Annotated in this window: 20 protein-coding genes; 9 read left to right on the top strand and 11 right to left on the bottom strand. The window is 72.8% G+C overall.

Going from position 1 to position 23,946, the window contains the following annotated elements; translation table 11 throughout:
* Positions 1 to 9: 9 nt before the first annotated feature.
* From AB0O53_RS35240 to AB0O53_RS35260, 5 genes are all read right to left on the bottom strand, one after another.
* Entirely contained in the window at positions 10 to 1,200 is a 1,191-nt protein-coding gene (locus AB0O53_RS35240; RefSeq protein ID WP_350988301.1) for a glycosyltransferase, read from the bottom strand.
* A gap of 6 nt (positions 1,201 to 1,206) precedes the next feature.
* A complete protein-coding gene (locus AB0O53_RS35245; RefSeq protein ID WP_403138918.1) occupies positions 1,207 to 2,880 on the bottom strand; it encodes an ArnT family glycosyltransferase in 1,674 nt (557 codons plus the stop codon).
* The gene (locus tag AB0O53_RS35250) at positions 2,877 to 4,193 is read right to left on the bottom strand and encodes a glycosyltransferase (RefSeq protein ID WP_365201126.1); all 1,317 of its coding nucleotides are present in this window, start codon (positions 4,191 to 4,193) and stop codon (positions 2,877 to 2,879) included. The genes AB0O53_RS35245 and AB0O53_RS35250 overlap by 4 nt, the downstream gene beginning before the upstream one ends.
* Before the next feature lie 242 nt (positions 4,194 to 4,435).
* Complete coding sequence (locus AB0O53_RS35255; protein WP_365201128.1) at positions 4,436 to 6,502, bottom strand: thioredoxin domain-containing protein; 2,067 nt, start codon at positions 6,500 to 6,502, stop codon at positions 4,436 to 4,438.
* Between the two features lie 69 nt (positions 6,503 to 6,571).
* Positions 6,572 to 7,297, bottom strand: coding sequence for a DUF4365 domain-containing protein (locus AB0O53_RS35260; RefSeq protein ID WP_350988307.1), 726 nt, complete (start codon positions 7,295 to 7,297; stop codon positions 6,572 to 6,574).
* 374 nt (positions 7,298 to 7,671) lie between these two features.
* On the opposite strand from AB0O53_RS35260, the gene AB0O53_RS35265 reads away from it, so the two are divergent.
* Positions 7,672 to 10,980 (top strand): tetratricopeptide repeat protein, encoded by a 3,309-nt coding sequence (locus AB0O53_RS35265; RefSeq protein WP_350988309.1) that lies wholly within the window; start codon positions 7,672 to 7,674, stop codon positions 10,978 to 10,980.
* A gap of 215 nt (positions 10,981 to 11,195) precedes the next feature.
* On the opposite strand, the gene AB0O53_RS35270 is transcribed toward AB0O53_RS35265, so the two are convergent.
* Positions 11,196 to 11,423, bottom strand: coding sequence for a hypothetical protein (locus AB0O53_RS35270; protein ID WP_350988311.1), 228 nt, complete (start codon positions 11,421 to 11,423; stop codon positions 11,196 to 11,198).
* Positions 11,424 to 11,425: 2 nt separating this feature from the next.
* Positions 11,426 to 12,307, bottom strand: a complete 882-nt coding sequence (gene mca / locus AB0O53_RS35275; RefSeq protein WP_350988313.1) for a mycothiol conjugate amidase Mca — start codon at positions 12,305 to 12,307, stop codon at positions 11,426 to 11,428.
* Positions 12,308 to 12,480: 173 nt separating this feature from the next.
* Here mca and AB0O53_RS35280 point away from each other — a divergent pair, with 173 nt between their 5' ends.
* Both AB0O53_RS35280 and greA read left to right on the top strand, forming a co-directional pair.
* Entirely contained in the window at positions 12,481 to 12,894 is a 414-nt protein-coding gene (locus AB0O53_RS35280) for a DUF4307 domain-containing protein (protein WP_350988315.1), read from the top strand.
* Positions 12,895 to 13,074: 180 nt separating this feature from the next.
* A complete protein-coding gene (greA, locus tag AB0O53_RS35285) occupies positions 13,075 to 13,572 on the top strand; it encodes a transcription elongation factor GreA (protein ID WP_136229834.1) in 498 nt (165 codons plus the stop codon).
* A 97-nt stretch (positions 13,573 to 13,669) separates the two neighbouring features.
* On the opposite strand, the gene AB0O53_RS35290 is transcribed toward greA, so the two are convergent.
* The 3 genes from AB0O53_RS35290 to ilvA form a co-directional block, all read right to left on the bottom strand.
* Entirely contained in the window at positions 13,670 to 14,527 is an 858-nt protein-coding gene (locus AB0O53_RS35290) for an ABC transporter permease (RefSeq protein WP_350988317.1), read from the bottom strand.
* On the bottom strand, positions 14,524 to 15,561 hold the full coding sequence (locus AB0O53_RS35295; RefSeq protein WP_365201134.1) for an ATP-binding cassette domain-containing protein: 1,038 nt from the start codon (positions 15,559 to 15,561) through the stop codon (positions 14,524 to 14,526). The genes AB0O53_RS35290 and AB0O53_RS35295 overlap by 4 nt, the downstream gene beginning before the upstream one ends.
* Positions 15,562 to 15,753: 192 nt before the next feature.
* Positions 15,754 to 16,986, bottom strand: coding sequence for a threonine ammonia-lyase (gene ilvA, locus AB0O53_RS35300; RefSeq protein WP_350988319.1), 1,233 nt, complete (start codon positions 16,984 to 16,986; stop codon positions 15,754 to 15,756).
* 346 nt (positions 16,987 to 17,332) lie between these two features.
* Here ilvA and AB0O53_RS35305 point away from each other — a divergent pair, with 346 nt between their 5' ends.
* The 3 genes from AB0O53_RS35305 to AB0O53_RS35315 are packed head-to-tail and all read left to right on the top strand — an operon-like array spanning position 17,333 to position 18,584.
* On the top strand, positions 17,333 to 17,854 hold the full coding sequence (locus AB0O53_RS35305; protein ID WP_046779115.1) for a MarR family winged helix-turn-helix transcriptional regulator: 522 nt from the start codon (positions 17,333 to 17,335) through the stop codon (positions 17,852 to 17,854).
* Between the two features lie 56 nt (positions 17,855 to 17,910).
* On the top strand, positions 17,911 to 18,333 hold the full coding sequence (locus tag AB0O53_RS35310; RefSeq protein ID WP_350988321.1) for a sigma factor-like helix-turn-helix DNA-binding protein: 423 nt from the start codon (positions 17,911 to 17,913) through the stop codon (positions 18,331 to 18,333).
* On the top strand, positions 18,330 to 18,584 hold the full coding sequence (locus tag AB0O53_RS35315; RefSeq protein WP_350988323.1) for a hypothetical protein: 255 nt from the start codon (positions 18,330 to 18,332) through the stop codon (positions 18,582 to 18,584). Before AB0O53_RS35310 ends, AB0O53_RS35315 begins: the two co-directional genes overlap by 4 nt.
* A gap of 73 nt (positions 18,585 to 18,657) precedes the next feature.
* Here AB0O53_RS35315 and AB0O53_RS35320 read toward each other — a convergent pair whose 3' ends face one another.
* Positions 18,658 to 19,815, bottom strand: a complete 1,158-nt coding sequence (locus AB0O53_RS35320) for a cystathionine gamma-synthase (RefSeq protein WP_060178795.1) — start codon at positions 19,813 to 19,815, stop codon at positions 18,658 to 18,660.
* 76 nt (positions 19,816 to 19,891) lie between these two features.
* On the opposite strand from AB0O53_RS35320, the gene AB0O53_RS35325 reads away from it, so the two are divergent.
* The 3 genes from AB0O53_RS35325 to AB0O53_RS35335 all read left to right on the top strand — a co-directional run bounded on the left by AB0O53_RS35325 (position 19,892) and on the right by AB0O53_RS35335 (position 23,922).
* Positions 19,892 to 20,998: a hypothetical protein gene (locus tag AB0O53_RS35325; RefSeq protein ID WP_350988325.1), complete on the top strand. Its 1,107-nt coding sequence runs from the start codon at positions 19,892 to 19,894 to the stop codon at positions 20,996 to 20,998.
* 174 nt (positions 20,999 to 21,172) lie between these two features.
* Positions 21,173 to 22,771 carry a M48 family metallopeptidase gene (locus tag AB0O53_RS35330; protein ID WP_350988327.1) on the top strand — a complete coding sequence of 533 codons (1,599 nt, stop codon included), beginning with the start codon at positions 21,173 to 21,175 and terminating at the stop codon, positions 22,769 to 22,771.
* Complete coding sequence (locus AB0O53_RS35335) at positions 22,768 to 23,922, top strand: hypothetical protein (RefSeq protein WP_350988329.1); 1,155 nt, start codon at positions 22,768 to 22,770, stop codon at positions 23,920 to 23,922. The genes AB0O53_RS35330 and AB0O53_RS35335 overlap by 4 nt, the downstream gene beginning before the upstream one ends.
* Positions 23,923 to 23,946: the final 24 nt, after the last annotated feature.

The raw sequence follows: 23,946 nt of genomic DNA on the forward strand, positions 1-23,946 counted from the left end.
CTGTGCGGCTCAACTCCTGGTGTGACGCCCCGGCCCGGCCGGGGACGAACGGCGCGGCAGGTAGACCAGGGCCTCGGTCGCCGCGAACCGCAGGACGAAAGTGGTCACCAGCGCCAGCGCCGTGGCGGGCAGCACCGCCATCCCGAGCTGGGCGACGAACACCGCGATCAGCGGGATCCGCAGCAGCAGATCGGCGTTGGCGAGCAGCGCGAACCGGCCCACCCGGTCCGCCCAGTGACGGTGCCTGCGCCGCTCCCGGAACAGCAGGACCTCGATGAGGACGAAGTTCCACAGCACCCCGGCCTGGTTCGCGACGATCTCCGCCGGGAGGTAGTGCATCCCCGCGCCCGTCAGCAGCCACAGCGCCGCCAGGTTCGGCACGAAACCCGTCAGCCCGATCAGCCCGAAGCCGATCATCCGCGCGAGGGGGGCCGCCGAACGCAGCGACGCCAGGTGCGCCAGGAAGCGCATGCCCTCCCGGGCCGTCGACTTCGACTCCCCCGCGAAGCGCTCCTGGAAGACGAACGGCACCTCCGCCACCGGGGCCGGACGGCAGCGCACCGCCAGCTCCAGCAGGATCTTGTAGCCGAGCGGCTCCAGCGCCCCGGCGGTCACCGCCGAGCGGCGCATCGCGAAGAAGCCGCTCATCGGATCGCTGATCCCGCGCAGCGCCCGCGGGAAGAGCCCCTTCGTCAGCCACGTCGCACCGCGGGACACCGCCACGCGGTAGCTCCCGGCGAGCCCGGCCCGGCTGCCGCCGCTGATGTAGCGGGAGGCGACGACGAGGTCCGCCCCGGTGCGCTCGCCCTCGCCCACCAGCTCCGGGACCAGGTGGGGCGGGTGCTGCAGGTCGGCGTCCATGACGACGATCCAGTCGGTGTCCGCCCGCCCGATGCCCTCCACGACCGCGCCGCCGAGGCCGCCCTCGGCCACCTCGCGGTGCAGGACCGACACCGGGAAGGGGTGGTCGGCGGCGGCCTTCTCGATGACGGCGGGGGTGTCGTCCGTGGAGTCGTCCACGAACAGCACCGCGCAGGACCGGTCACCGGGCAGCGCCTGCCCGAGCCGGCGCAGCAACTCCACGATGTTCCCGGCCTCGTTGAAGGTCGGGATGATCACGGTGACACTGCCGGCCACCACGTGCGGATCATGTCGCTCCGCACCGACCGGGGCGTGCAGGGACCACAGGTCCTCGCTCATGGCGGCTCAGCTCCCACTCTCGCGGTCGGTGCGGCGGATCTCGATGCGGTCCTCGCCCGAACCGAAGACGGCCACCACGGTCGAATGCTCCAGCGCGGCCCGCACCGTGGGCAGGTCCACCGCGTCACGGCGCACCGTGGGCGAGGAGACCACGTAGTCGATGTCCCGCCAGCCGCGCGGCAGGGTCTCGGTGACCGCCGGGTCCAGGTCGGCTTTGTAGAACCAGATGGCACCCGGCCCCGGCTCGAAACCGTGGTGCACGGCGTCCAGCCAGAGCGCGTCGTCGAGCAGCACCCGCGTGCGCGCCGGGTCGGCGACCTCGCGGCCGAGCCACGCCGCCGCCTGCCGGTACGGGGCGTTCGCGTCGACCGTCAGCGCGGTGCGGTTGCCCTCGTACCAGCGCGGCAGCACGTACACCGCCGCCGAGGCGGCCAGTACGCCGAGCACCGCCCAGCGCACCCACGCCCGCACCCGCGCGCCGCGCGCCGGGGCCTCGCGGCGGCGCAGCACGGCGTGCGTGACGCTAGCCGCGCCACCCGCCAGGACCAGGGCCAGGAACGGCAGCGCCTGGATCACGTACATCGCGGGCAGGTAGCCGGAGGGCCGCATCGCGACGGCGGCCAGGATGACGGCGGCGAGGGCCGGGCCGGCCAGCGCGCGGGCGGTCACCGACCGGCGCACGGTGACGATCAGCAGCACCGCGCCGGCCAGGCCGCCGAGCGGGAGGACGGTGTCGTAGTAGAGCCAGGACCGGAGCACCCCGTTCGAGCCGGAGCCCGGCGTGAGGATGAACCCGGATCCCTCGCGGCCCATCTGGTAGGTGATGCCGTCGATGAGCGAGACGTGCCCGGAGCCGGGCAGCAGCTCGCCGTTGAGCAGGGCGTAGAGCGGGTACGACAGACCGATCAGCGCACAGGCGGTGACGGCTCCGGTGACGGCGAACTTCCTGGTGTCGCGGTGGCTGTGCCGCCACATCGTCACCAGCAGCGCCGGCAGCACCACCAGCATCGTCTCCTTGGTGAGGACGGCGGTGGCGGCCGCCAGCCCGGAGGCGAAGTGGTGCCACAGGTGGCGGCTGGGCGACGCGGCGAGGCAGAACGCCAGCAGCATCCACATCACGGCGATGTTGTCGAGGAAGATCTCCCGCTGGAGGACCACGGACAGCGGTGACAGCCCGAAGAGCGCCATCGCGAGCCCGGCCGCCCACCGCGGCAGCCACAGCCGGCGCGCCAGCACGTACAGCAGCACCGAGGAGGCGGCGGACACCGCGAGCATGGAGAACCGCATCGGTGCGACGGTCATCCACTCGGGGACGAACAGCGACGGCAGGTACGTCAGGGCCGCCACCTGGATCCAGCCGAGCGGCGGATGGTCGTACCAGTACGTGTAGTGGGCCAGGCCCTCGCCCTGCTGGACCGCCCACGCCTGGGCCAGGTAGGTGCCCTCGTCGTCGCTCAGGGTCGGGAAGTCCGTGATGTTCCAGCCCTGGACGGCGACGATCACGAGCAGCAGGGCCCCGCACAGCAGCAGGTCGGGGCGGGAGGAGCGGAAGCGCACGAGCGGGCGGTCGGACGGGGCCGGACGGACGCCGGGCCCGCCGGCCGTGGTGCGCCGGGCGGGAACGGCCTGGGTCTCGGCCCCGGGCCCGGGGGCGGCGGCCGTGGGCAGGGTGGCGGTCACGGGCGGCTGTCCTCTCGGGTCGCGGCGGAGGTGGCGGCGGGGACGGCGACGGCGGAGACGGAGGCGGCCGGGACGGTCGCCAGGTGGGCGCCGGTGTGGCTGGTCAGCTCCCACTCGTTGCGGCCGCGCTGCTCGCGCCAGACGGCACGGATCGCGGCGCCCGCGAGCATCACCTGGTAGAACGGGCCGCCGACCACGAGCTTGACGTAGTGCACGAAGCGGACGCGCAGCCCGTACTGCCGGCCGAAGTCGTGCAGGCCGACGATCTCGAAGACGAAGGTCACCATCGCCGTGATCATGGGCAGGAAGGTGATGATCGCGATGCCCACGGGAACGTCGAGGAAGACCGCGACGGCGAAGTTGACCGGGATGATCACCCCGGAGGCGGCCTGCATGAAGGGGGTCATCAGCGTGTAGCGGGCGAGCCAGCGCTGGCCCCGGCCGGGCAGCTGCTGCCAGTCCTTCTTCCGGTACACCTGCAGGAACCCCTGGTTCCAACGGGTGCGCTGCTTGAGCAGGCTCACCAGCGAGCCCGGGGTCTCCTCACGGGTCACCATGTCGCAGTCGTAGGCGACGACGACCTTCTTGCCGACCGACGACAGCCGCACCCCCAGGTCGCAGTCCTCGGCCAGGCAGTCCTGGTCCCAGCCGCCGGCCTCGCGCAGCACCTCGGTGCGGACGAAGACGGTGTTCCCGCCCAGCGGGATGAACCCCTTCTCGGCGTGCAGGTGGAGCCGGGAGCGGAACCAGAAGAAGTACTCCAGGCAGTTGCGCAGGCTGTACCAGCTGGAGTGGAAGTTGATCAGCTGGACCCCGCCCTGGACCACGTCGGCGCCGGTGGACCGGAAGGCGTGGTCCACGTGCGCCAGCAGCTCGGGGTGGACCTGGTCCTCGGCGTCGAAGACCCCGACGATGTCGCCGCGGCAGGACGGCAGCGCGGTGTTGAGGGCCTTCGGCTTGTTCTTCGTCTCGTGGTGGTCGACGACCACCCGCACCCGGGCCGGCTCGCGGGCCGCGGCCCGCTCGGCGACGGCCGCGGTCTCGGAGTCGTCGTGCCCGACGATCACGATGATCTCGTAGTCGGTGTGGCTCGATTCCAGCAGCCGGTCGATGGTGTGCTCCAGCACCGCCTGCTCGTGGCGGGCGGGCAGCAGCAGCGAGAACGCCAGGCGCCCCTCCCCGTCGGGACGGTCGAAGCGCGTGGCGGCGAGCGTCTCCGGGGTCCGCCACGCGTGCATCTGCCACCAGAGCGTGAACGCGGCCATCCAGAAGAGCGCCAGTGAAATGGCAGCGATGAACACAGACGTGTACACAAGGCCCCCCACAGACCCGCCGCCCCCCAGGCGGCGATCACAAACCCCCCGGAGACTCGCGGCGGGCCCCCCGGCCCGCCGCCGCCCCGCTTCCCCCCGAGCGCACCCCCCAGCGCGCCGTCCCGGTCAATCCCGAAGCCATGAGACTAGGCACTGAACATGACATCCAGCCTCAGTGTCGATGAAGCGCATGTTTCTGAATCGACATGTACACAAACGGAATTGACGGCACTCCGGGTACTTCAGGGACGAACCGCGCCCAACTGCTCCGCCAGCTCGACCGGGTCCGTCGTAGGCCGCGCGCAGACGAAATGTCGACACACATACGCCGTCGGAAGGTCGCGCACGAGTGTGCGCTCGGCCAGCAGGGGGAACTCCCCCTCGCCACCCTCCGCGGGCTGCGGCAGGCCCACCGCCACCACCGCACCAGGAGCCGTCCCCAGCAACGCCGCCCGGTGCAGCGCCGCCCGCGCCGGATCCTCCGGATGCCCGACCACCGCCACCTCACGCGGCCCGTCCAGCAGCGCCTCCGCCACCGACAGCCCGTGCCCGATGAAACGCGGCACGCGCGGACCCAGCGCCTGCACCACCCCGAGCGCCCGCTCCGCCGCCGTACGGTGCGCCTCGGAACCGGTGTGCGCCGCGTACGAGAGCAGCGCGCCCGCGGCGGCCGTCCACCCCGACGGCGCGGCCGTGTCCGTGGGATCCTGCGGCCTGCGGATCAGCTTCTCCGCATCGTGCGCCGTGTCGTACAGCGACCCGTCCTCGGCGGTGAACCGGTCCAGGACCAGGTCCAGCAGGAAGCCCGCGAACTCCAGCCACACCCCCTCGCCGGTCACCGCGGCCAGGGCGAGGAAGCCCTCGGCGACGTCGCCGTAGTCCTCCAGCACCCCCGCGTTGGCCCCCACCTGCCCGTCCTTGCTGGTCCGCGAGAGGCGGGGGGCCCGGCCGGCGGCCGCGTCGAAGTGCACCCGCACCAGCAGATCGGCGGCCTCGGTCGCCCGCTCCACCAGGTCGGGACGCTCGAAGTACGCCCCGCATTCCGCCAGCGCCGCGATGGCCAGCCCGTTCCACGCGGCGACGACCTTGTCGTCCCGCCCCGGGGCGGGCCGCTCCGCCCGCGCCGCCAGCAGCCGCGCCCTGATCCCGGCGATCCGCTCCGCGTCCACCGCCGGCCCGTCCTGGGGCAGTTGGAGCACGGACGTGCCGTGCTCGAAGGTGCCCTCCTCGGTCACCCCGAAGTACCCGGCGGCGAGCGCCCCGTCGTCCTCCCCGAGCACCTCCCGCAACTGCGCCGGCGTCCAGGCGTAGTACGCCCCCTCCACGTGCTCACCGGTCAGCGGGTCCTCGCTGTCGGCGTCGAGGGCGGAGGCGAAACCGCCCTGTGCGGTCCGCAGCTCCCGGACCATGAAGTCGGCGGTCTCCAGCGCCACGCGCCGCGCGAGTTCCGAACCGGTGGACCGCCACAGGTGGGCGTAGACCCGGCAGAGCAGGGCGTTGTCGTAGAGCATCTTCTCGAAGTGCGGGACCACCCACTCCCGGTCCACCGAGTACCGCGCGAACCCGCCGCCGAGCTGGTCGTAGATCCCGCCGCGGGCCATCGCCTCACAGGTGTCGGCGGCCATCTGCAGCGCGCCCTCGGACCCGGTGCGGGCGTGGTGGCGCAGCAGGAACTCCAGCACCATGGACGGCGGGAACTTCGGAGCCCCGCCGAACCCGCCGCGCACGGCGTCGTACTCGCGCGTCAGGCCGAGCAGCGCCTGCGCGAGCTCCTCGGGCCCCGGGGTCCCGGCCTTCCCGTAGTCCAGCTGACGCCCGGCCAGGTCCCGCACGATCTTCTGCGCGACCTCGGCGACCTCCTCGGGCCGCCCCACCCAGGCGGCCCGCACGCCTTCGAGCACCTGCATGAAGGAGGGCATCCCGTGCCGGGGCTCGGGCGGGAAGTAGGTCCCGAAGTAGAACGGCTCGGCGTCCGCGGTGAGGAAGACGGTCATGGGCCAGCCGCCCTGCCCGGTGGCGGCCTGCACGGCCTCCATGTAGACGGCGTCGACGTCGGGCCGCTCCTCCCGGTCCACCTTGATGTTGACGAAGTGTTCGTTCATGTAGGCGGCAGCCGGCTCGTCCTCGAAGGACTCGTGGGCCATCACGTGACACCAGTGGCAGGAGCTGTACCCGACGCTCAGCAGGACGGGCACGCCCCGCTCACGCGCCTCGGCGAAGGCCTCCGGCGACCACGGCCACCAGTCGACGGGGTTGTCCGCGTGCTGGAGCAGGTACGGCGAGGTCTCGTTCGCAAGGCGATTCGGCATGGGCCAAATCTATGCCGTGCCCCGATACCCCGCGGGTCCGGCGCGTCCCCGACCCCGTTTCCGTGTCGGTCAGCGCATGGCGCTCCGGTCGACCGGTCGTCGCCACCACTCGGTGGACTTGAAGCATCCCATCAGCCAGTGCGCCTCGGCGGTGTCAAGAATGAGGGGACCGATCGACGGGATGAGGTCAAGGCGGAGCATCCGCTCCTGGATGGGCACAGGATCCCAATCGAAGTCGTGGTGAAGCAGCACCGCGAACGGCTCCCCGCGCTTCTGCCAGAACACCATGGGCTCGCCACAATCGTTCTCGAACGGTTTGACGATGTCACCCGCCGCGAACTCGACGTCCGCCATGTCCGCCCACCTGCCGACGCCCTCTCGCTCCCAAGCCAGGTACGTTCGCATGGTCTGCACGAAGGCGTCGGCCGTGGAATCGTCCAGTACGGACTCCCGGCCGACGATCACGGACTTCATCGCTTTGCGCAACGCCCTGGCTCGGCGGAGCTGGCGGGTCGCGTTGGCCCAGAAGAGGCCGCCCCGGTCAGGATCATGAACCATGCAGAGCACCGGGGGGCTGCCGTCACGCCAGTTGTCCCCGTGGTCCCCGACCGGAACCCGGTGACCCCTGCGGGTACGCCACGAAACCCCGCCCTTGACCTGCACGGCGAGGGAGTCCGCGGTGCGCTGCCCCTCCTGGACGAAGGTGACGTGCAGGTCCTCCCCGTGATCGTTCGCGCCGTCGATCTCCTGCACGATGTGGCCGTGCCGCTCCAGCAGTGAGCGCACCTCGTTCACCGCCACACGCCCAACACGTCGACTCTCAGGAACCTTTGGCATCTCGCCATGGACAGGCTCGCCGAGGTCGCCAGAGTCGGGGGCGAACTCCCGCCATGACCGCCGAGAGGGTGGCACCCGTGTGGGTGCAAGCGCAGACCAGCGCGCTGCCAGTACAGGCTTCCTCCCGGCGATCGGTCGGACCGGCACGCGACCGTCAGGGCAGAGCTCATGGAGTGTCATGCGAGTTTGCACGCACGGGAGTTGGCGGGTTCTTGGTCGAGTGTGCGAAGGAATGGTCGCTTCCCTCTGAACTAGCTCAGATTCCCTCGCGCGCGGCGGAGTCCCGCAGGACACTTGGGGCACGTTGCCGGAGCTCTCTGAGGGGGATGCCGATGCGGGACAGCCATCGTGGTGAGGCCGAGCGTCTGTTGGAGCGGGCCGTGGACGAGGCGGTCCGGCGGGGGGCGGGCCCGGCGGATGCCGCCGGCGGGGCGGTGGTGGACCGGGCGGCGCTGCTGGTCCGCGGCAGGGAGGCGCTGGACGCGCTCGCCGCGAGTGCGGCGCCCGAGTACGAGGCGTACGTGCGGGCGCTGGACGAGGCGGCGGCCGGGGAGCAGTCGCTGGGCGAGGCGTTCCGGCGCGGGAACACCTCGACGGCGGCGCTGGTGACCGCGGTCGCCGCGGCCGCGGCCGTCGGGGCGGACCTGTCGCTGGGGGTCGCCGCGGGTACGGCGCTGACGGCGGGTGCCGTCGTCGGTATCGCGGGGGCGGTGGCGACGGTCGCGAAGGTGACGGCGCTGCACGTGCCGGCCGCGAACCGGCGGGCCGGGGAGCTGGGCCGGCCGGGCGGGGCCGAGCAGTTGAAGCTGCAGTGGCTGTCGGCGTTGGAGGTGCGCGGGATACGTCCGTTCCTGGAGCAGCAGCGTGCGGTGGCGGCTGCGGCGCGGGCGCCGCGGCCGGTGGGGTTGTCGCCGGCGGGGACGGCGGGGCGGTTGCGCGGGGCGGACCGCAGTGCGGAGGCCAGGCGGCGCAGTGCGCTGGAGCATTCCTTCGGGCAGTTGCCGGACGTGGCGGACCGGTTCGCGGGGCGGCGGGCGGAGCTGACGCGGATCGCGCAGTGGGTGCAGGCGGCGCGGGCGAGTACGGAGACGCGCCCCGTGGTCGTGGTGCTGCACGGCGAGCCGGGGGTGGGGCGGACGGCGCTGGCGTTGCGGGCGGCGCATGCGCTGCGGGACCAGTTCCGGGGTGCGTGTGTGGTGGACATGCGGGGTGGTTCGCCGGGCGGGGAGCCGGGCGAGGCGCCGCTGTCGACGCGGGAGGCGTTGCTGCACCTGATGAACCGGCTGGGTGCGCCGCGGGAGCAGTTGCTGTTCCGCGAGGGTGCGTCGGCGGAGCAGCAGGTGCGGCGGCTGGGCGAGTTGTACCACCAGCACTTGCGGGGGTTGCCGGTGACGGTGCTGCTCGATGACGCGGCGGATGCGGCGCAGGTGCGGATGCTGGTGCCGGAGCGTTCGGAGAGTCTGGTGCTGGTGACGGCTCGGGAGCCGTTGGAGCTGCCGGGGGATCTGGCGGCGTGGGTGCACCAGCTGCCGGTGGGGCGGTTGGACGGGGGTGAGGCGGCGGAGCTGGTGCGGGCGGCGGCGCCGGGGGCGGCCGGCGAGGGGGCCGCGGCCGGGGTGGCTTCGGTGGTGGAGATGAGCGGCGGGTTGCCGCTCGCGCTGCGGATGCTGGCTCCGCTGGTGGTCGGGGGTGTGACGGCGCCCGCCGGTGAAGGGGGCGGGGCCGGGGCCGGTGAGGGGGACGGGTCCGGGGGCGGGGTGCATCCGGTGGAGGCGGCGCTGCGGGCGGCGGACGCGCGGCTGGCCGAGCCGGCCCGGTTGCTGCTGCGGCGGTTGCCGCTGGCGGGGCGGGCTTCGCTGGGCGGTGCGGCGGCGGCCGCGCTGGCCGACGTACCGGAGCAGGCGGCGCTGCGGACGCTGGAGGAGCTGTGGGAGGCCGGGCTGATCGAACGGGTCCGGGGGCAGCGGTTCCGGATGCATGACGCGGTGCGCGCGTACGCGGCGGCGCGGCTGGCGGCGGACGAGGACCGGGCGCAGGCGGTGGCGGCGCACGAGCGGCTGATCCGGAACTACGCGCAGCTGGCGGACTCGGTGATCCGGATGGTCGACGGGAAGATGTCGACGCGGGCGAACCAGTTCGGCGGGCACGGCTTCGTCTCGTTGGACGCGGCGCTGCGGTGGCTGGACGACGAGTCGAGTTTCATCACGGCGGCGCTGCGGCATTCGGAGGGCGTGGACCAGCAGGCGGTGCTGGATCTGCTGGGTGCGTTGTGCGATTTCTGTCTGCTGCGCGGCGACCTGTACCGGTTGGGTGAGATCGACGAGCTCACGCAGGCGGTGGAGGCGGGCCGGCAGGGCCGGGAGGGGCAGCTGGGGCAGCAGGGCCGGCTGGCGCGGTCGGTGCAGTGGCGTACGGGTATCGCGGCGCGGCAGCTGGGTGAGCTGGACAAGGCGCGGACGACGCTGACGTCGGTGGTGGACCAGTACATGGAGGCCCATCAGGAGGCGGGGGCGGCGATGGCGCTGGTCTCGCTGGGGATCACGCTGCACCACCAGGGCAATCTGCCGGAGGCGGCGGTGCGGATCCGTGAGGCGCTGGTGCTGCAGGAGCCGGCGGAGCTGGCGGGTGACCGGGCGTGGGGTCTGCACGCGCTGGCGGCGGTGGAGCGGGACCTGGCGCATCTGGCGGAGGCGACGCGGCTGCTGGAGACGTCGTTGGCGTTGCACCGGGAGAGCGAGAGCGTGCACGGGGAGGCGTGGGCGCATTTCCAGCTGGGGCAGGTGCACCTGCGGTTCGGTGAGGTGGAGCGGGCGGAGAAGGAGCTGGACCTGGCGTTGCAGTTGTACGGGCGGACGCGGGACGACCGTGGTGAGGCCTGGGCGCTGACGCAGCTGGGGCGGGCGCGGGTGGTGGACGGGGATCCGGAGCCGGCGGTGGAGCGGCTGCGGGAGGCGCTCGCGCGGCACCGGGAGGCGGAGGACGCGCGCGGGGAGGCGTGGACGCAGTACTACCTGGGGCAGGCGCTGGAGGTGAGCGGCGAGCGGGACCGGGCGGTGCGGGAGCTGGAGCGGGCGCGGACGATGTTCTCGCGGATGCGGGACGTGTACGGGCTGGCGCACGCCCGGCACCATTCGGGCCGGGTGACGCGGGACCAGCGTGCGGCGCAGACGGGGAACCTGAGGAATTCGGGTTTCGCGCGGCAGCTGCTGGTGGATGCGCGGGCGGACTTCCAGCGGATCGGGCTGGCGCACGGTGAGGCGTGGACGTGCCTGGAGCTGGCGGTGGTGGACGCGGGCAACGGGCGGTTGTCGCAGGCGCTGGGGCTGTGCGAGGAGGCGGTGCGGCTGTTCATCTCGTACGGGGACCGGCGCGGGGAGGACTGGGCGCGGTTCCTGCGGTGCACGCTGTTGCCGTACGTGGGGGTGGCGGGTCCGGGGGCGGCGGAGGAGGCGCGGGCGGAGCTGGCGCGGCTGGTGGAGGCGCCGCACGCGGCGCGGGACGGCCGGCTGGTGGACTGCCTGGAGACGTACGGGGTGATCCTGGGCCGGGGTGTGGACGCGGCGGAGGGCTGGCAGGCGTGGCGGCTGGGTCTGGTGCCGAACCTGCACTCGCGGGAGGTCATGGGCGTCCCCCGCCCCTGACGGCCCGGCCGGGCGGCGCTGCCCGTGCCGGGAACGCGCCGCACGGCCGGGGCCGCACGGCAGAGTCGCAGGGCTCGGCGGCGGCCGGACCGCAGGGGTGCAGGACCACGCGGCTGTGGTGGGCGTTCGGCTCGGCCCGGCCCGGCCTGGGCCGGGCGGCGTGCGTGGGGGCCGCCCCGCCGTGGGGCGGGGCGGTGTCACGGGCGGGTGGTGCCCTAGGCGGTCGGCTTGGCCGCCGGGGTCGCCGTGGGGGCCGGCTCGGGGGCCTCTTCGAAGTCGACCCGGCCCATGTGCCGGTTCATGGACTTCATCAGGGCCCACACGCCGAGTGCGAGGGCCGCGAACACGAGGAAGCCCAGGATGCCGGGGGTCACCTTGTTCTTGTCGAAGGTGTCACCCGCCAGGGGAAGGAGCTGGGTCAGTGCTGCCTGCGTAGCGCTCATAGCTACGCATTCTCCCGGATGCCCGCGAAGAGGTCGGACTCGGGGAGGGAGGTGTCGACGAGGGACTTCGCGAGCTCGTACTCCTCGGTGGGCCAGACCTCCTTCTGGACCTCCATGGGCACGCGGAACCAGCCGCCGTCCGGGTCGATCTGGGTGGCGTGCGCGATGAGGGCCTTGTCGCGGATCTCGAAGAAGTCCGCGCAGGGGACGTGGGTGGTGAGGGTCCGCTCCTTGCGCTCGAACTCCTTCCACCGCTCCAGCCACTCGCCGTAGGGGGAGTCCAGGCCGCGGGAGAGCATCGCCTCGTGCAGGGCGATGGTGCGCGGCTTGTTGAAGCCCTGGTTGTAGTAGAGCTTCTGCGGCTGGTGGGCGGGGCCGTATTCGGCCTCGGGGTACTTCTCGGTGTCGGCCGCCCCGTCGAAGGCCACCATCGAGATGGTGTGGGTCATGATGTGGTCGGGGTGCGGGTAGCCGCCGTTCTCGTCGTACGTGGTGACGACCTGCGGCTTGAAGGCGCGGATCTTCTTGACGAGCTCGCCGGCGGCCTCGTGGACGTCCGCGAGGGCGAAGCAGCCTTCGGGGAGCGGGGGCAGCGGGTCGCCCTCGGGGAGGCCGGAGTCGACGTAGCCGAGCCATTCCTGCTCGACGCCGAGGATCTGGCGGGCCTCTTCCATCTCCTTGGCGCGGACCTCGTGGATGTTCTCCTCGATGTACTTGTCGCCCTGGAGCTTGGGGTTCAGCACGGAGCCCCGTTCGCCGCCCGTGCAGGTCACGACCATGACGGGGACCCCTTCGGACACGTACTTTGCCATCGTGGCCGCGCCCTTGCTCGACTCGTCGTCGGGGTGGGCGTGGACGGCCATCAGTCGAAGCTGCTCGGTCAAAACAGGATCCTCTGCGATTCGGCGCGACACTCGGCTTCTATAGTGACCGAACTGGGGGACGGAAAATTCCAGGGACGGCCCGGGGACGACCCGGGTACCGCCCGGGCACGGCACGGGCAGGACCCGGGCGCGGCCCGGCGACGACCCACCCGCCCCGGCGAGAGGAAGAGATCATGAGCGCGGTGCGCGAGGGACTGCCCGAGGGCCGGTACGGCCGGTCGGCGGACGAGCGTGCGGACCGGAAGCTCAAGATCATCGGGGCGGCGGCGGGTGCCGTGCTGCTGGGCGTGATCGGCTGGATCGGCTGGGACTACGTCGCGGGCCGGAGCGTGAGCGCCGAGGTGATCAAGTTCCAGGTGATTTCGGACACCGAGGTGAAGGTGCACCTGGAGGTCCGCAAGGACGCGTCGGTCACCGGTGTGTGCACCATGGTCTCGCAGGACGAGCAGCACGCCGAGGTGGGCCGGGCCGACTTCACCTTCGCCCAACCCAGCTCGCGGGTCGACGAGGTCGTGTCGGTGAAGACCACCGGCCGGGCCACCATGATCGAGCTGATCGGCTGCCAGCCCGCGGGATCCGCCGGCTGAAACGCCCGGCGGGGCGTTCCGCCGGGGCACGCGCGCACGGCGCTCGGCCGAGGCTTGGGAGGGCGGCCCGCGGGGCAATGGCCCTCTGGGGTCCTCCCCCTTTTCTTCCCGAATTGTTAGGCTCGTGGTTTCGTCCGCCGCTGGCGGCCTTGTAGTCCCCTGTACCGACGAGGAGCACCCGTGACCCAGACGAGCGAGAGCGTCACCTGGCTGACCCAGGCGGCGTACGACCAGCTGAAGGCGGAGCTGGACTACCTCTCTGGTCCCGCCCGCACGGAGATCGCGGCGAAGATCGCAGCCGCCCGCGAGGAGGGCGACCTGCGCGAGAACGGCGGGTACCACGCGGCCAAGGAGGAGCAGGGCAAGCAGGAGCTCCGGGTCCGCCAGCTCACGCAGCTCCTGGAGAACGCCAAGGTCGGCACGGCTCCCGCGTCCGACGGCGTGGTGGCGCCGGGCACCCTCGTGAAGATCGCCTTCGACGGTGACGAGGACGACACGATGGAGTTCCTGCTGGCGTCGCGCGAGTACGCGTCCGGGGACTTCGAGACGTACTCCCCGCAGTCCCCGCTGGGCACCGGCGTGCTCGGCAAGTCGATCGGCGAGGACGCCGAGTACGAGCTGCCGAACGGCAAGAAGGCCTCGGTCAAGATCCTGGACGTCAAGCCCTTCACCGGCTGATCACCCTCGGTCACCCCTGGTTCACCCGTGATGCCCCGGCCGGTCCTCCGGCCGGGGCATCACGCGTGAGCGCCCCTGTCGGGGCTCGGGCGGGGACCTACGCCGTCGCCGAGCGGTACTTGCGGACCGAGAGGGTCCGGAAGACCACGATGATCAGCAGCGACCACAGGACGGATGCCGTGACCGGGTGCTGCATGGGCCAGGCGTCCGGGACCGGGTAGCCGGGCGGCAGGTTCCCGAAGAGTTCGCGGCAGGCCTGGACGGTGGCGCTGAAGGGGTTCCACTCCGCGATGGTCCGCAGGAAGGGCGGCATGTTCTCGGCGGGGACGAAGGCGTTCGAGATGAAGGTCAGCGGGAAGAGCCAGATCAGCCCGCCGGAGGTGGCGGCCTCGGGGGTGCGCACGGACAGGCCGATGAGGGCGCCGATCCAGGAGAAGGCGTAGCCGAGCAGGAGCAGCAGGCCGAAGCCGGCGAGGACCTCGCCGGGGCTCGTGTGGGTGCGCCAGCCGACGAGCAGGGCCACGACGGCCAGGATCACGAGGGTGAACGAGGTCTGGACGAGGTCGGCGAGGGTGCGGCCGGTGAGGACCGCTCCGCGGGCCATGGGCAGGGAGCGGAAGCGGTCGATGAGGCCTTTGTGCATGTCGTCGGCGATGCCCGCGCCGGCGCCCGCGGTGGCGAAGGTGACGGTCTGGGCGAAGATGCCGGCCATCAGGAACTCGCGGTAGGCGGCGGGCGAGGTGCTGCCGCCGACGCTGATCGATCCGCCGAAGACGTAGCTGAAGAGCACGACGAACATCACCGGCTGGATCACACCAAAGATGATCATTTCGGGAATCCGGGACATTCGGATCAGGTTCCGCTTGGCGATCACCAGCGAGTCGCTGACGCCCTGGGCGAGGCCGCCGCGCGGGCGCGGTGCCGCGAGGTCCCCGGTCGGGGAGGTGAGGGTCACTTCGCCGCCTCCTTACGGGCCGCCCTGCGGCCCCTGGCCTCTGCGCCGGCCCCGCCGCCGCCCCGGCCGTCGCCGTTCTCCTCCTCCGCCTCCCGTTCGGCCGCGTGGCCGGTCAGGGAGATGAACACGTCGTCGAGGGTGGGGCGGCGCAGTCCGATGTCGTCGATCTCGATGCCCCGGCCGTCCAGTTCCCGGATGACCTCGGCCAGCAGCTTGGCGCCGCCGGACACCGGCACGGTGAGCTTGCGGGTGTGCTCCTCGACCGTGGTCTCGCCCTTGCCGAAGCCGGCGAGGACCTCCCGGGCCTCGGCGATACGGGCGCGTTCGTGGACGACGACCTCGACGCGCTCGCCGCCGGTGCGGGCCTTGAGCTCGTCGGAGGTGCCGCGGGCGATGACCTTGCCGTGGTCGACCACGCAGATGTCGTCCGCGAGGTGGTCGGCCTCCTCCAGGTACTGGGTGGTCAGCAGCAGCGTGGTGCCGCCGGCGACCAGTTCCTGGATGATGCCCCACAGCTGCTGGCGGTTGCGGGGGTCGAGTCCGGTGGTGGGCTCGTCCATGAACATGACGGGCGGGCTGACGACGAGCGCGGCCGCGAGGTCGAGGCGCCTGCGCATGCCGCCGGAGTAGGTCTTGGCGGGGCGGTCGGCGGCGTCGGCGAGGTTGAAGCGGTCGAGGAGCTCGACGGCCCGTGCCTTGGCCGCCCTGGCCCGCATCTGGTAGAGCTGCCCGACCATCTGGAGGTTCTCGCGGCCGGTCAGGTACTCGTCGACGGCCGCGAACTGGCCCGAGAGGCCGATGGCGCGCCGGACCTCGTTGGGGTGCTTGAGCACGTCGATGCCGGCGACGACGGCCCTGCCGCTGTCGGGGCGCAGGAGGGTGGTCAGGACGCGTACGGTCGTGGTCTTGCCCGCGCCGTTCGGGCCGAGCAGGCCCAGGACGGTGCCTTCGGGGACGTCGAGGTCGACGCCGTCCAGAGCCCGTACGTCACCGAAGGTCTTGACGAGTCCCTCGGCGTGGATAGCACCTGGCATGTGGATTCTCCCCATGTGAATCGGGCCAGTGGGGTCGTGCCGTTCGGGGCGTTTCTGCGCAAATCCTATGGGCGCCGGGCCGGTCCCGCTCGGCCGAACGGGTGGTACGGGCCGTTCCGGGAGCGGGGGTGGAGGGCCGACCGGGTCCGGCGGGGCCGGCCGAGGCCGGCGGCAGGGGGCCTGGCGGGGCCGTCAGCCCATCACCTTGTACCCCGCGCCGTGCAGCGTCCGCGCGACCTCCGCGCAGTGCTCCGGTCCCTTGGTCTCCAGCTGCAGTTCCACCTCCACCTCCGTGAGCCCCAGCCGCGGGTCGGTCCGTACGTGGCTCACGTCCAGCACGTTCGCGTCGACCACCGACAGCACCCCCAGGAGCCCGGCCAGTGCCCCGGGCCGGTCCGTCACGCGCAGCCGCAGGGACAGGTACCGGCCCGCCGCCGCCATGCCGTGCCGCAGGATCCGCTGGAGCAGGAGCGGGTCGACGTTGCCGCCGGAGAGCACGGCCACGACCGGGCCCGCGCCGTACAGCTCGGGCTCGCTCAGCAGGGCCGCCACCGTACTGCACCCGGCCGGCTCCACGACGAGTTTCGCCCGTTCCAGGCACAGCAGCAGGGCACTGGAGAGCGCGTCCTCGGACACGGTGCGCACGTCGTCCAGGAGTTCGCCGATGATCCTGAAGGGGACGTCGCCGGGGCGGCCCACCTTGATGCCGTCGGCCATGGTGTTCGGGTCGTCGATCGAGACCGGGTGGCCGGCCTTGAGGGAGGGCGGGTACGCGGCCGCGCCCGCCGCCTGTACCCCGACGACCCGCACGTCGGGCCGCAGCGCCTTCACCGCGACCGCGACGCCGGCGGCGAGCCCGCCGCCGCCGATGCCCACGAGGATGGTGCGCACCTCCGGGCACTGCTCCAGGATCTCCAGGCCGACCGTGCCCTGGCCGGCGATGATGTCGTGGTGGTCGAAGGGGTGGATGAACACCGCGCCCGTGCGGTCGGCGTAGTCCTGGGCCGCGGCGAGGGTCTCGTCGACGACCTGACCGTGCATGCGTACGTCGGCCCCGTACTCCTGGGTCGCGGCGACCTTCGGCAGCGGCGCCCCGACCGGCATGAACACGGTGGAGCGGACGCCGAGGAGCGAGGAGGCCAGCGCCACGCCCTGGGCGTGGTTGCCGGCGCTGGCGGCCACGACGCCGGCGGCGCGCTGCTCGGGGCGCAGGCCCGCGATGCGCACGTAGGCTCCGCGGAGCTTGAAGGATCCGGTGCGCTGGAGGTTCTCGCACTTGAAGTGGACGGGCGAGCCGGTGAGTGCGGAGAGGTGCCTGCTGCCTTCCATCGGCGTGACCCGGGAGACGCCGGAGAGCATCTTCTGCGCCCCCCGGACGTCGTCGAGGATGACCTGGGGAACGGGCTGGGGCAGGCGGTAGTTCATGCCGCCAGTCTCGCAGCCCGGGCGCGGCCCGGCGCGGAGCGTCCGGCGGGGCCGCGGGAGGGTCCGGGCCGGTGACCGGCGGGGATGACCGGAGGCGATGACTGGCGGGGATGCCGGAGTCGACTCGGAGCCCGGGAACGGGGCCGGGGCGGGGCCGGGAACGGGGCCGGGGCGGGGCCAGGCCGGGGTCTGGGCCGGCAGGGTCGAAATCTCGCCATCCGGGACGCCGGTGGAGCGGGTGCCCCGGCGGGCCGTACCAGTTCTCGTACGAGGCGTACGAGCCGCCGCAGGGCCGCGTACTCTGTCCCCCATCCTTGTCGGACCCATGCGAAGAGAGCCCACGGCCATGCCTTCCTCCCCGGCCAATTCCGATCTGCCCGTGCAGGCCGAAGCGCCCGCCGGAGCCGGTCTCCTCGACGCGCTCCAGCACCAGGTGGCGGTCTTCGCCCGGCGTGCCGAGCAGACCCGTCTGGGCGGCGTGGGCCAGGCCCGCAATTCGATGGACCGCGCCGCCTACCTGCTGCTCAACCGGCTCGACCTGGAGGGCCCGATGGGCGTCAAGGCGCTCGCGGGAGGCATGGGGATCGACTCCTCGACGGTGACCCGGCAGGTCGCGCCGCTGGTCGACGGCGGTCTGGTCAAGCGGACCTCGCACCCCGAGGACGGTCGGGCCGTCGTCCTCGCGCTGTCCCCGCGGGGGCTGGCGCGGCTGGAGGAGGTGCGGTCCTCGCGGCGCGAGCTCATGGCCCGGGTGACGGAGGGCTGGAGCGAGGACGAGCGCGAGTCCTTCACGGGGCTGCTGACGCGCTTCAACCTGTCGCTGTCGGAGCTGATGGCGGCCGTGGCCGAAGCCGGTCCGGCCTCCTGAGCTGAGTCGGTCCGCCCTCTTGACCTGACCGGTCCCACCGGCCGCACTATGTGAATATGCGGGCGGTTGATCAACAGGCCGGTTCCTACGGCGAGTTCGAAGCCTTCGTCGCGGGTGCGGCGGGGCGTCTCCTGCATGTCGCCGTGCTGCTGACGGGCGAGCCGGAGTCGGCCCGCCGGCTGCTCGCGGGCGCGCTGGCCCGTACGTACGCGCACTGGCGGCGCCTGCGCGCGGACGACCCGTACGACTTCACCCGCCACGAGCTGTGCGCGGCCTTCGCCCGGACCGGCTGGCGCCACCACGGCGGGAGCGGGGTGCTGGGGCGGCTGAGCCCGCCGGAACGGCTCGTGGTCGTGCTGCGGCTCTACGAGGGGCTCGCCGAGGAGGTCACGGCGGCGCAGCTCGGGATGCCGGTGGAGCGGGTCCGCGTGCTGTGCAACCGGGCCGTGTCCCTGCTGCGGGCCCGGGAGGCGGCGTGAGCGGGCTGCCGGACCGGAAGGAGGCGCAGGTCAGGCGTCTGCTGGACGGCCCGTACCCGGTGGTGCCGACGGGCCTGGCGGCGGGTGCGGCGGCCCGCGGGGACCAACTCCTGCGCAGGCGGCGGGCGTTGCGCAGGTTCGGCTGGGCGGTGCTGTTCGCGGCCGCGGTGGCCTTCGCGGTCTGGGCCTCCCTGACCCGCCCCTGGGCGGGCCCGCCGACGGGCATCTCCCCGCCGCTGGAGGGCTGGTAGCCGAACCCTTCCGGCTCCGCCGTGCCGGCCCCCGGCGAAGCCGGAGCGGCGTGGCGGAGCCGGTTCGGGGCGACTAGCCCAGGGCCTGGGTCAGGTCCGCGATCAGGTCGTCGGCGTTCTCGATGCCCACCGAGACGCGGATCAGGTCCGCCGGGACCTCCAGGGCCGAGCCGGCCACCGACGCGTGCGTCATGCGGCCCGGGTGCTCGATGAGGGACTCGACGCCGCCGAGGGACTCGGCCAGCGTGAAGATCTTGGTGCGGCCGCAGACCGCGACGGCCTCTTCCTCGCCGCCGGCGACCTGGAAGGACACCATGCCGCCGAAGTTGCGCATCTGCTTGGCGGCGATCTCGTGGCCCGGGTGCTCGGGCAGGCCCGGGTAGAGGACCTTGGTGACCTTCGGGTGCCGCTTGAGCACCTCGACGATCTTGGCCGCGTTCTCCGCGTGCCGGTCCATGCGCACGGCCAGGGTCTTGATGCCCCGCAGCACGACCCACGAGTCGAACGGCCCGGCCACCGCGCCCATCGCGTTCTGGTGGTAGGCCAGTTCCTCGCCCAGCGCCTCGTCGGCGGTGACGAGCGCGCCGCCGACCACGTCGGAGTGTCCGCCCATGTACTTGGTCAGCGAGTGGACGACGACGTCCGCGCCCAGCGCCAGGGGCTGCTGGAGGTACGGCGAGGCGAAGGTGTTGTCCACGACCAGCTTGGCGCCGGCGGTCCGCGCGATGTCGGCGACGACGGCGATGTCGGTGATGCCGAGCAGCGGGTTGGAGGGGGTCTCGACCCAGATGACCTTCGTCTTCGGGGTGAGGGCGGCACGTACGGAATCGGCGTCGGAGGTGTCGGCCACCGACCACTCCACGCCCCAGCGGGAGACGACCTTCGCGAAGAGGCGGAAGGTGCCGCCGTAGGCGTCGTTCGGGATGACCACGTGGTCGCCCGGGGAGAGCAGCGTGCGCAGCAGGCAGTCCTCGGCGGCCAGTCCGGACGCGAAGGCGAGGCCGCGGCGGCCGCCCTCCAGCGCCGCGAGGTTCTCCTCCAGCGCGGTGCGGGTCGGGTTGGCGCTGCGGCTGTACTCGTAGCCGCCGCGCAGGCCGCCGACGCCGTCCTGCTTGTAGGTGGAGACCTGGTAGATCGGCGGTACGACCGCGCCGGTCTGCGGGTCGGCGGTGTTGCCCGCGTGGATCGCGCGGGTCTCGAAGCTCTGGTGCTCGTGGCTGTCGTCGCTCATGGTCAGATGCTATGCCCAGGGCCGGTGTGCACCCCCCTGTTCGCCTGTGGGGCCCTCGGTCTGGTTCGCTGGAGGCATGGAGATTCTGTGGTTCCTGTTCGCCGTGCTCATGATCTTGTTCATCGTCGGCCCGTTCGTCCGGCGCCGGCGCGGCGGCATCCGTCTGGTCTCGCCGAACAGCCCTGACGCCGCCGACCCGGCGAACTACGGATTCGACCGGCAGGAAGACCTCGACATCCGCGTCCCCGGGCCCGACCAGGACCTGATGGACGCCCTCGACAACGTACGGCGCACCGGGCAGTGGCAGGCGGCCTCGCAGCTGCTGGCCGGGACCCCGCGGGAGGGCGAGCGGCGCTGGCAGCGCGTGCAGGCCTTCGGCGGCGCGGCGGCGCTGGAGCTGGTGGCGCAGCCGGGGGTGGGCGCGCAGTGGCTGAAGGCGTGGCGGCTGGAGGCGGACAAGGACGCGGGCGGTGCGCAGGTGCACGCGGAGCTGCTGGTGCAGCAGGCGTGGCGGCACTCGGGCGGCGTCGGGTCCGACGACCACCGGATCATCCTGGAGGAGGCCCGGGACGCGTGCCGCAAGGCCGCGCTGCTGGCGCCGGGGGACCCGGTCCCGTACATCACGGAGCTGGCGATCGCCCGGGGTCTGGCGTACCCGGAGGCGGAGTTCGACGAGCTGTGGGCGAAGGTGATCGACCGGGCGCCGGAGCACATGGGCGCGCACCTGGCGGCGCTGCACTACTGGTGCGCGAAGTGGCACGGGTCGCGGGAGAAGGCCGACGCCTTCGCGCACGCGGCCGCGGCGCGCGCCCCGCAGGGTTCGCTGCTGGCGGCGCTGCCGCTGTTCGCGCTGTACGAGAACCTGCCGGACGTGATCCTGAGCGGCGGTTTCTACCGCGGTGAGGCCGTGACGCGGGCGGTGGAGGGGGCGCTGTACGCGGTGCACACGGCGCGGCAGGACGACCCGATGCTGGCGCACGTACGGCACCTGCTGCTGCTGTTCCTGGTCAACATGGAGCGGTGGGCGGAGGCGATGGAGCAGGTCCGGCACGTGGACGGGTACGTCGGCGCGCTGCCGTGGTCGGCGGCGGACGACCCGGCGGCGCAGTACGCGCTGTACCGGGCCCTGGCGGTGGCCGGCTACGAGGCCAACGGCGGCTCTCCGGCGACCCTCCCCCAGTAGGCCGGCTACCGACGGGTACCCCCCACGACCAGCGGCGACGAGCGGTGAATAAGGTTGCCGTCAACATTCTTCGAGCCGCATGATGCGGCGTGGCGGCCCTGGGCCATCGGGCATCGGCCCGGCCCTCGCCACGCACCTCGGCTCCGTTTTCATCCCGTGGGGGGATCTGTCCATATGGGCGCTTCTTTGCGTGCCGTGCGCGCGCTCGTCCTGCTCGCAGGCTTCTATCTGCTCGGCGTCTTCCTGCTCGCCGCCCTCGTCGGCGTGGACTTCGCCGTCGTCACCTGGCTGCACGGCCCGGTCGCCTTCAAGATCATAATCGTTTCGGTCGTCCTCGCCGTTCCGATCGTCCGCGGTCTGTTCATGCTCCGCACCCCCAAGGGCGAGCCGCCGGCCGGCATCACCGTCACCGAGGCGCAGGAGCCCGTCCTGTGGCAGACCGTGCGCGAGGTCGCGCAGCAGGTCGGCACCCGTGCCCCCGACGAGATCGTGCTGATCGACGAGGTGAACGCGGCCGTCTCCGAGGACGCCCGGCTGCTGGGCCTGCGGCCCGGGACCCGCCGCCTCTACCTGGGCCTGCCGCTGATGACGGGCCTGGACGAGATGCAGCTGCGCGCCGTGCTCGCCCACGAGATGGGCCACTACGCCAACTTCGACACCCGCCTCACCCCGCTGATCGCCCGCGGCCGCGCCCAGCTGATCCGGACGATCGCCCACTTCCACGAGCGCGCCGACCACAAGGTCGCCAAGGAGCGGGCCCGCCAGGAGAAGCGGGACGAGAAGCGGGTCGCCAAGGGCAAGGGCGCCAAGGGCGTCGACACCTCCGGTCAGGGCGCGACGTACCGCGCCATGGCGAAGATCTACATGGCGTACGGCAATTTCTACATGCGTGCGACCCACACCGCCGGGCGCCGCCAGGAGCTGGCCGCCGACCTCGCCTCGGTGCGCGTCGCCGGCCGGGACTCCGCCGCCTCCGCCCTGCGCGAGATCAACGCCCTGGACTCCGCGCACGGCTTCTACATGAGCTCGTACGCCACCCTCGGCGTCGGCGCGGGCCTGCTGCCCCGTCCCGGTGAGGTCTTCGGCGGCCTGCGCAAGCTCCTCGACGCCCGCTCCGAGGACCTCGACGACCTGCGCCGGGACCTGTCGACCGAGCCCGCGTCCCCGTACGACTCCCACCCGCCGCTCGCCGAGCGCGTCGCCCGCATCGAGGCCCTGCCCGACGACGGCCGCGGCGCCCAGAGCGCCCGCCCCTCCCTGGAGCTGCTGTCCGACGCGGGTGCCGCGCTGGCGGCGCTGGAGCAGGTCGTCCTCACCCCCGAGGCCCTCGCGCTCAAGCGGGTCGACTGGGAGGACCTCGTCCACGAGTCGATGACGCAGTACGTCGGCCAGGGCGCGGAGGACATCCGCGAGGCCTTCGCCGCCGAGGGCGCCGGCCCCGGGCTGTCGGCCCTGCTCGACGCGATCGACGCGGACCCGGCGGTGCGCTGGCGCGTCGCCGACCGCTTCCCGAAGTCGGAGGAGGCCGCGGCCGCCACGGGCCGCACGGCCCGCGAGTTCGCCCGCCCGGTGGTCCGGCGGGCCCTGAACCAGCTGGTCACCGTGGAGCTGACGGGCCGCGGCGCCGCCCGCTGGCAGCTGTCCTGGTCCGACTCGGCCGCCCTGCGCTACCCGGCCGAGGGCTTCGAGGAGCAGCTCCGCACGGCCCTCGACGCGGCCGTCGCCGACCTGTCCGACACCGAACCCCTGCGAAAGCTGGTGCTTGCCCCGTGATCGGCCTGTACATCCTCGGCGCGATGCTGCTCTTCGGCGCCTTCAAGGTCCTGCGCGGCGTCTACTACCTCCGCAAGGCGAAGCGGCTGGAGGCGGAGATCGCCGTCATCGAGGGCCGGACCGAGGAGCTGAACGCCGGGACGGCCGCCGTCAAGGCGGGGCGGAAGGCGGAGCAGGCCGCGGCGGTCGTCGCGCTGGGCTTCGTACCGGAGGCCGAGCTCGACACGGAGAACGCCCGGCCCGTCCCGCCCGAGCAGACCGCGGCCGTCGCGGCGGTCAAGGCCGGCGACTGGGAAGCGGCCGCGGCCTACCTGGACGGGGCGGGGCAGGACTGGGAGGAGCGCTGGCAGCGCCTGCGTCCGCTGTCCGAGCTCGCCGCCGAGGACGACGCCTGGCTGCTGGCCTGGCGCGCGGCCAGGCCGTCGGATCCGTCCGCGGCGCTGGTGAACGCGGACACGGGCATCCTGGTGGCGTGGAACGTGCGGGGCTCCGCGCGGGCCAGCCACACCACCCAGGAGCAGTTCCGGATCTTCCGCGAGCTGCTGCTCACGGCGCGGGAGCAGGTGCGCGAGGCCCAGCGGCTGGCGGATCCCGCGGACCCGGTTCCGTACATGGTGGAGCAGGCCCTCAGCCAGGGCCTGGGGTACGCGCACGAGGAGTACCGGGAGCTGTGGTCGCAGATCATCAAGCGCGACCCGAAGAACCTGTCGGCCCACACGAGCGCCATGCAGTACTGGAGCCAGAAGTGGCGCGGCTCGCACGAGCAGGCGCTGGCCTTCGCCCGCGAGTGCGCGGCCGGGGCGGAGCCGGGTGAGCTGCTGTCCATGCTCCCGCTCATCGCCTACGTCGAGCAGGAGCTGCACGAGTCGGACCTGAAGCCGGAGACCTTCTTCAAGGAGCCGGAGGTGCTGGCGGCCGTGGAGGACGCCCTGGCCGACCTGGCGGCGGCCGATCCGGCGGACTGGCGGTCGATCCGGCTGCGGCACCTGCTGGCGTCGTTCCTGTTCTGGCAGGACCGGGACGCGGAGGCGGTGGAGCAGTTCCGCCACATCGACGGGCACATCGGGGCGATGCCCTGGTACTACGCGTCGCCGGCGCGCTACGTGTACGCCCGGGACTGGGCGGTGCGCGAGGTCACGCCGGGCCTGTGAGGCACGGGGAACGGGGGGGCGGGC

Source organism: Streptomyces erythrochromogenes, assembly GCF_040684695.1.
Taxonomy (GTDB): Bacteria; Actinomycetota; Actinomycetes; order Streptomycetales; family Streptomycetaceae; genus Streptomyces; species Streptomyces erythrochromogenes_C.

Bases quoted from the DNA above. Each gene is read 5' to 3' on its own strand.
- AB0O53_RS35330 (WP_350988327.1), top strand. From the start codon at position 21,173: ATGGGCGCTTCTTTGCGTGCCGTGCGCGCGCTCGTCCTGCTCGCAGGC.
- AB0O53_RS35265 (WP_350988309.1), top strand. From the start codon at position 7,672: ATGCGGGACAGCCATCGTGGTGAGGCCGAGCGTCTGTTGGAGCGGGCC.
- AB0O53_RS35325 (WP_350988325.1), top strand. From the start codon at position 19,892: ATGGAGATTCTGTGGTTCCTGTTCGCCGTGCTCATGATCTTGTTCATC.
- AB0O53_RS35320 (WP_060178795.1), bottom strand. From the start codon at position 19,815: ATGAGCGACGACAGCCACGAGCACCAGAGCTTCGAGACCCGCGCGATC.
- AB0O53_RS35310 (WP_350988321.1), top strand. From the start codon at position 17,911: ATGCGGGCGGTTGATCAACAGGCCGGTTCCTACGGCGAGTTCGAAGCC.
- AB0O53_RS35255 (WP_365201128.1), bottom strand. From the start codon at position 6,502: ATGCCGAATCGCCTTGCGAACGAGACCTCGCCGTACCTGCTCCAGCAC.
- AB0O53_RS35240 (WP_350988301.1), bottom strand. From the start codon at position 1,200: ATGAGCGAGGACCTGTGGTCCCTGCACGCCCCGGTCGGTGCGGAGCGA.
- AB0O53_RS35295 (WP_365201134.1), bottom strand. From the start codon at position 15,561: ATGCCAGGTGCTATCCACGCCGAGGGACTCGTCAAGACCTTCGGTGAC.
- AB0O53_RS35305 (WP_046779115.1), top strand. From the start codon at position 17,333: ATGCCTTCCTCCCCGGCCAATTCCGATCTGCCCGTGCAGGCCGAAGCG.
- ilvA (WP_350988319.1), bottom strand. From the start codon at position 16,986: ATGAACTACCGCCTGCCCCAGCCCGTTCCCCAGGTCATCCTCGACGAC.
- AB0O53_RS35270 (WP_350988311.1), bottom strand. From the start codon at position 11,423: ATGAGCGCTACGCAGGCAGCACTGACCCAGCTCCTTCCCCTGGCGGGT.
- AB0O53_RS35280 (WP_350988315.1), top strand. From the start codon at position 12,481: ATGAGCGCGGTGCGCGAGGGACTGCCCGAGGGCCGGTACGGCCGGTCG.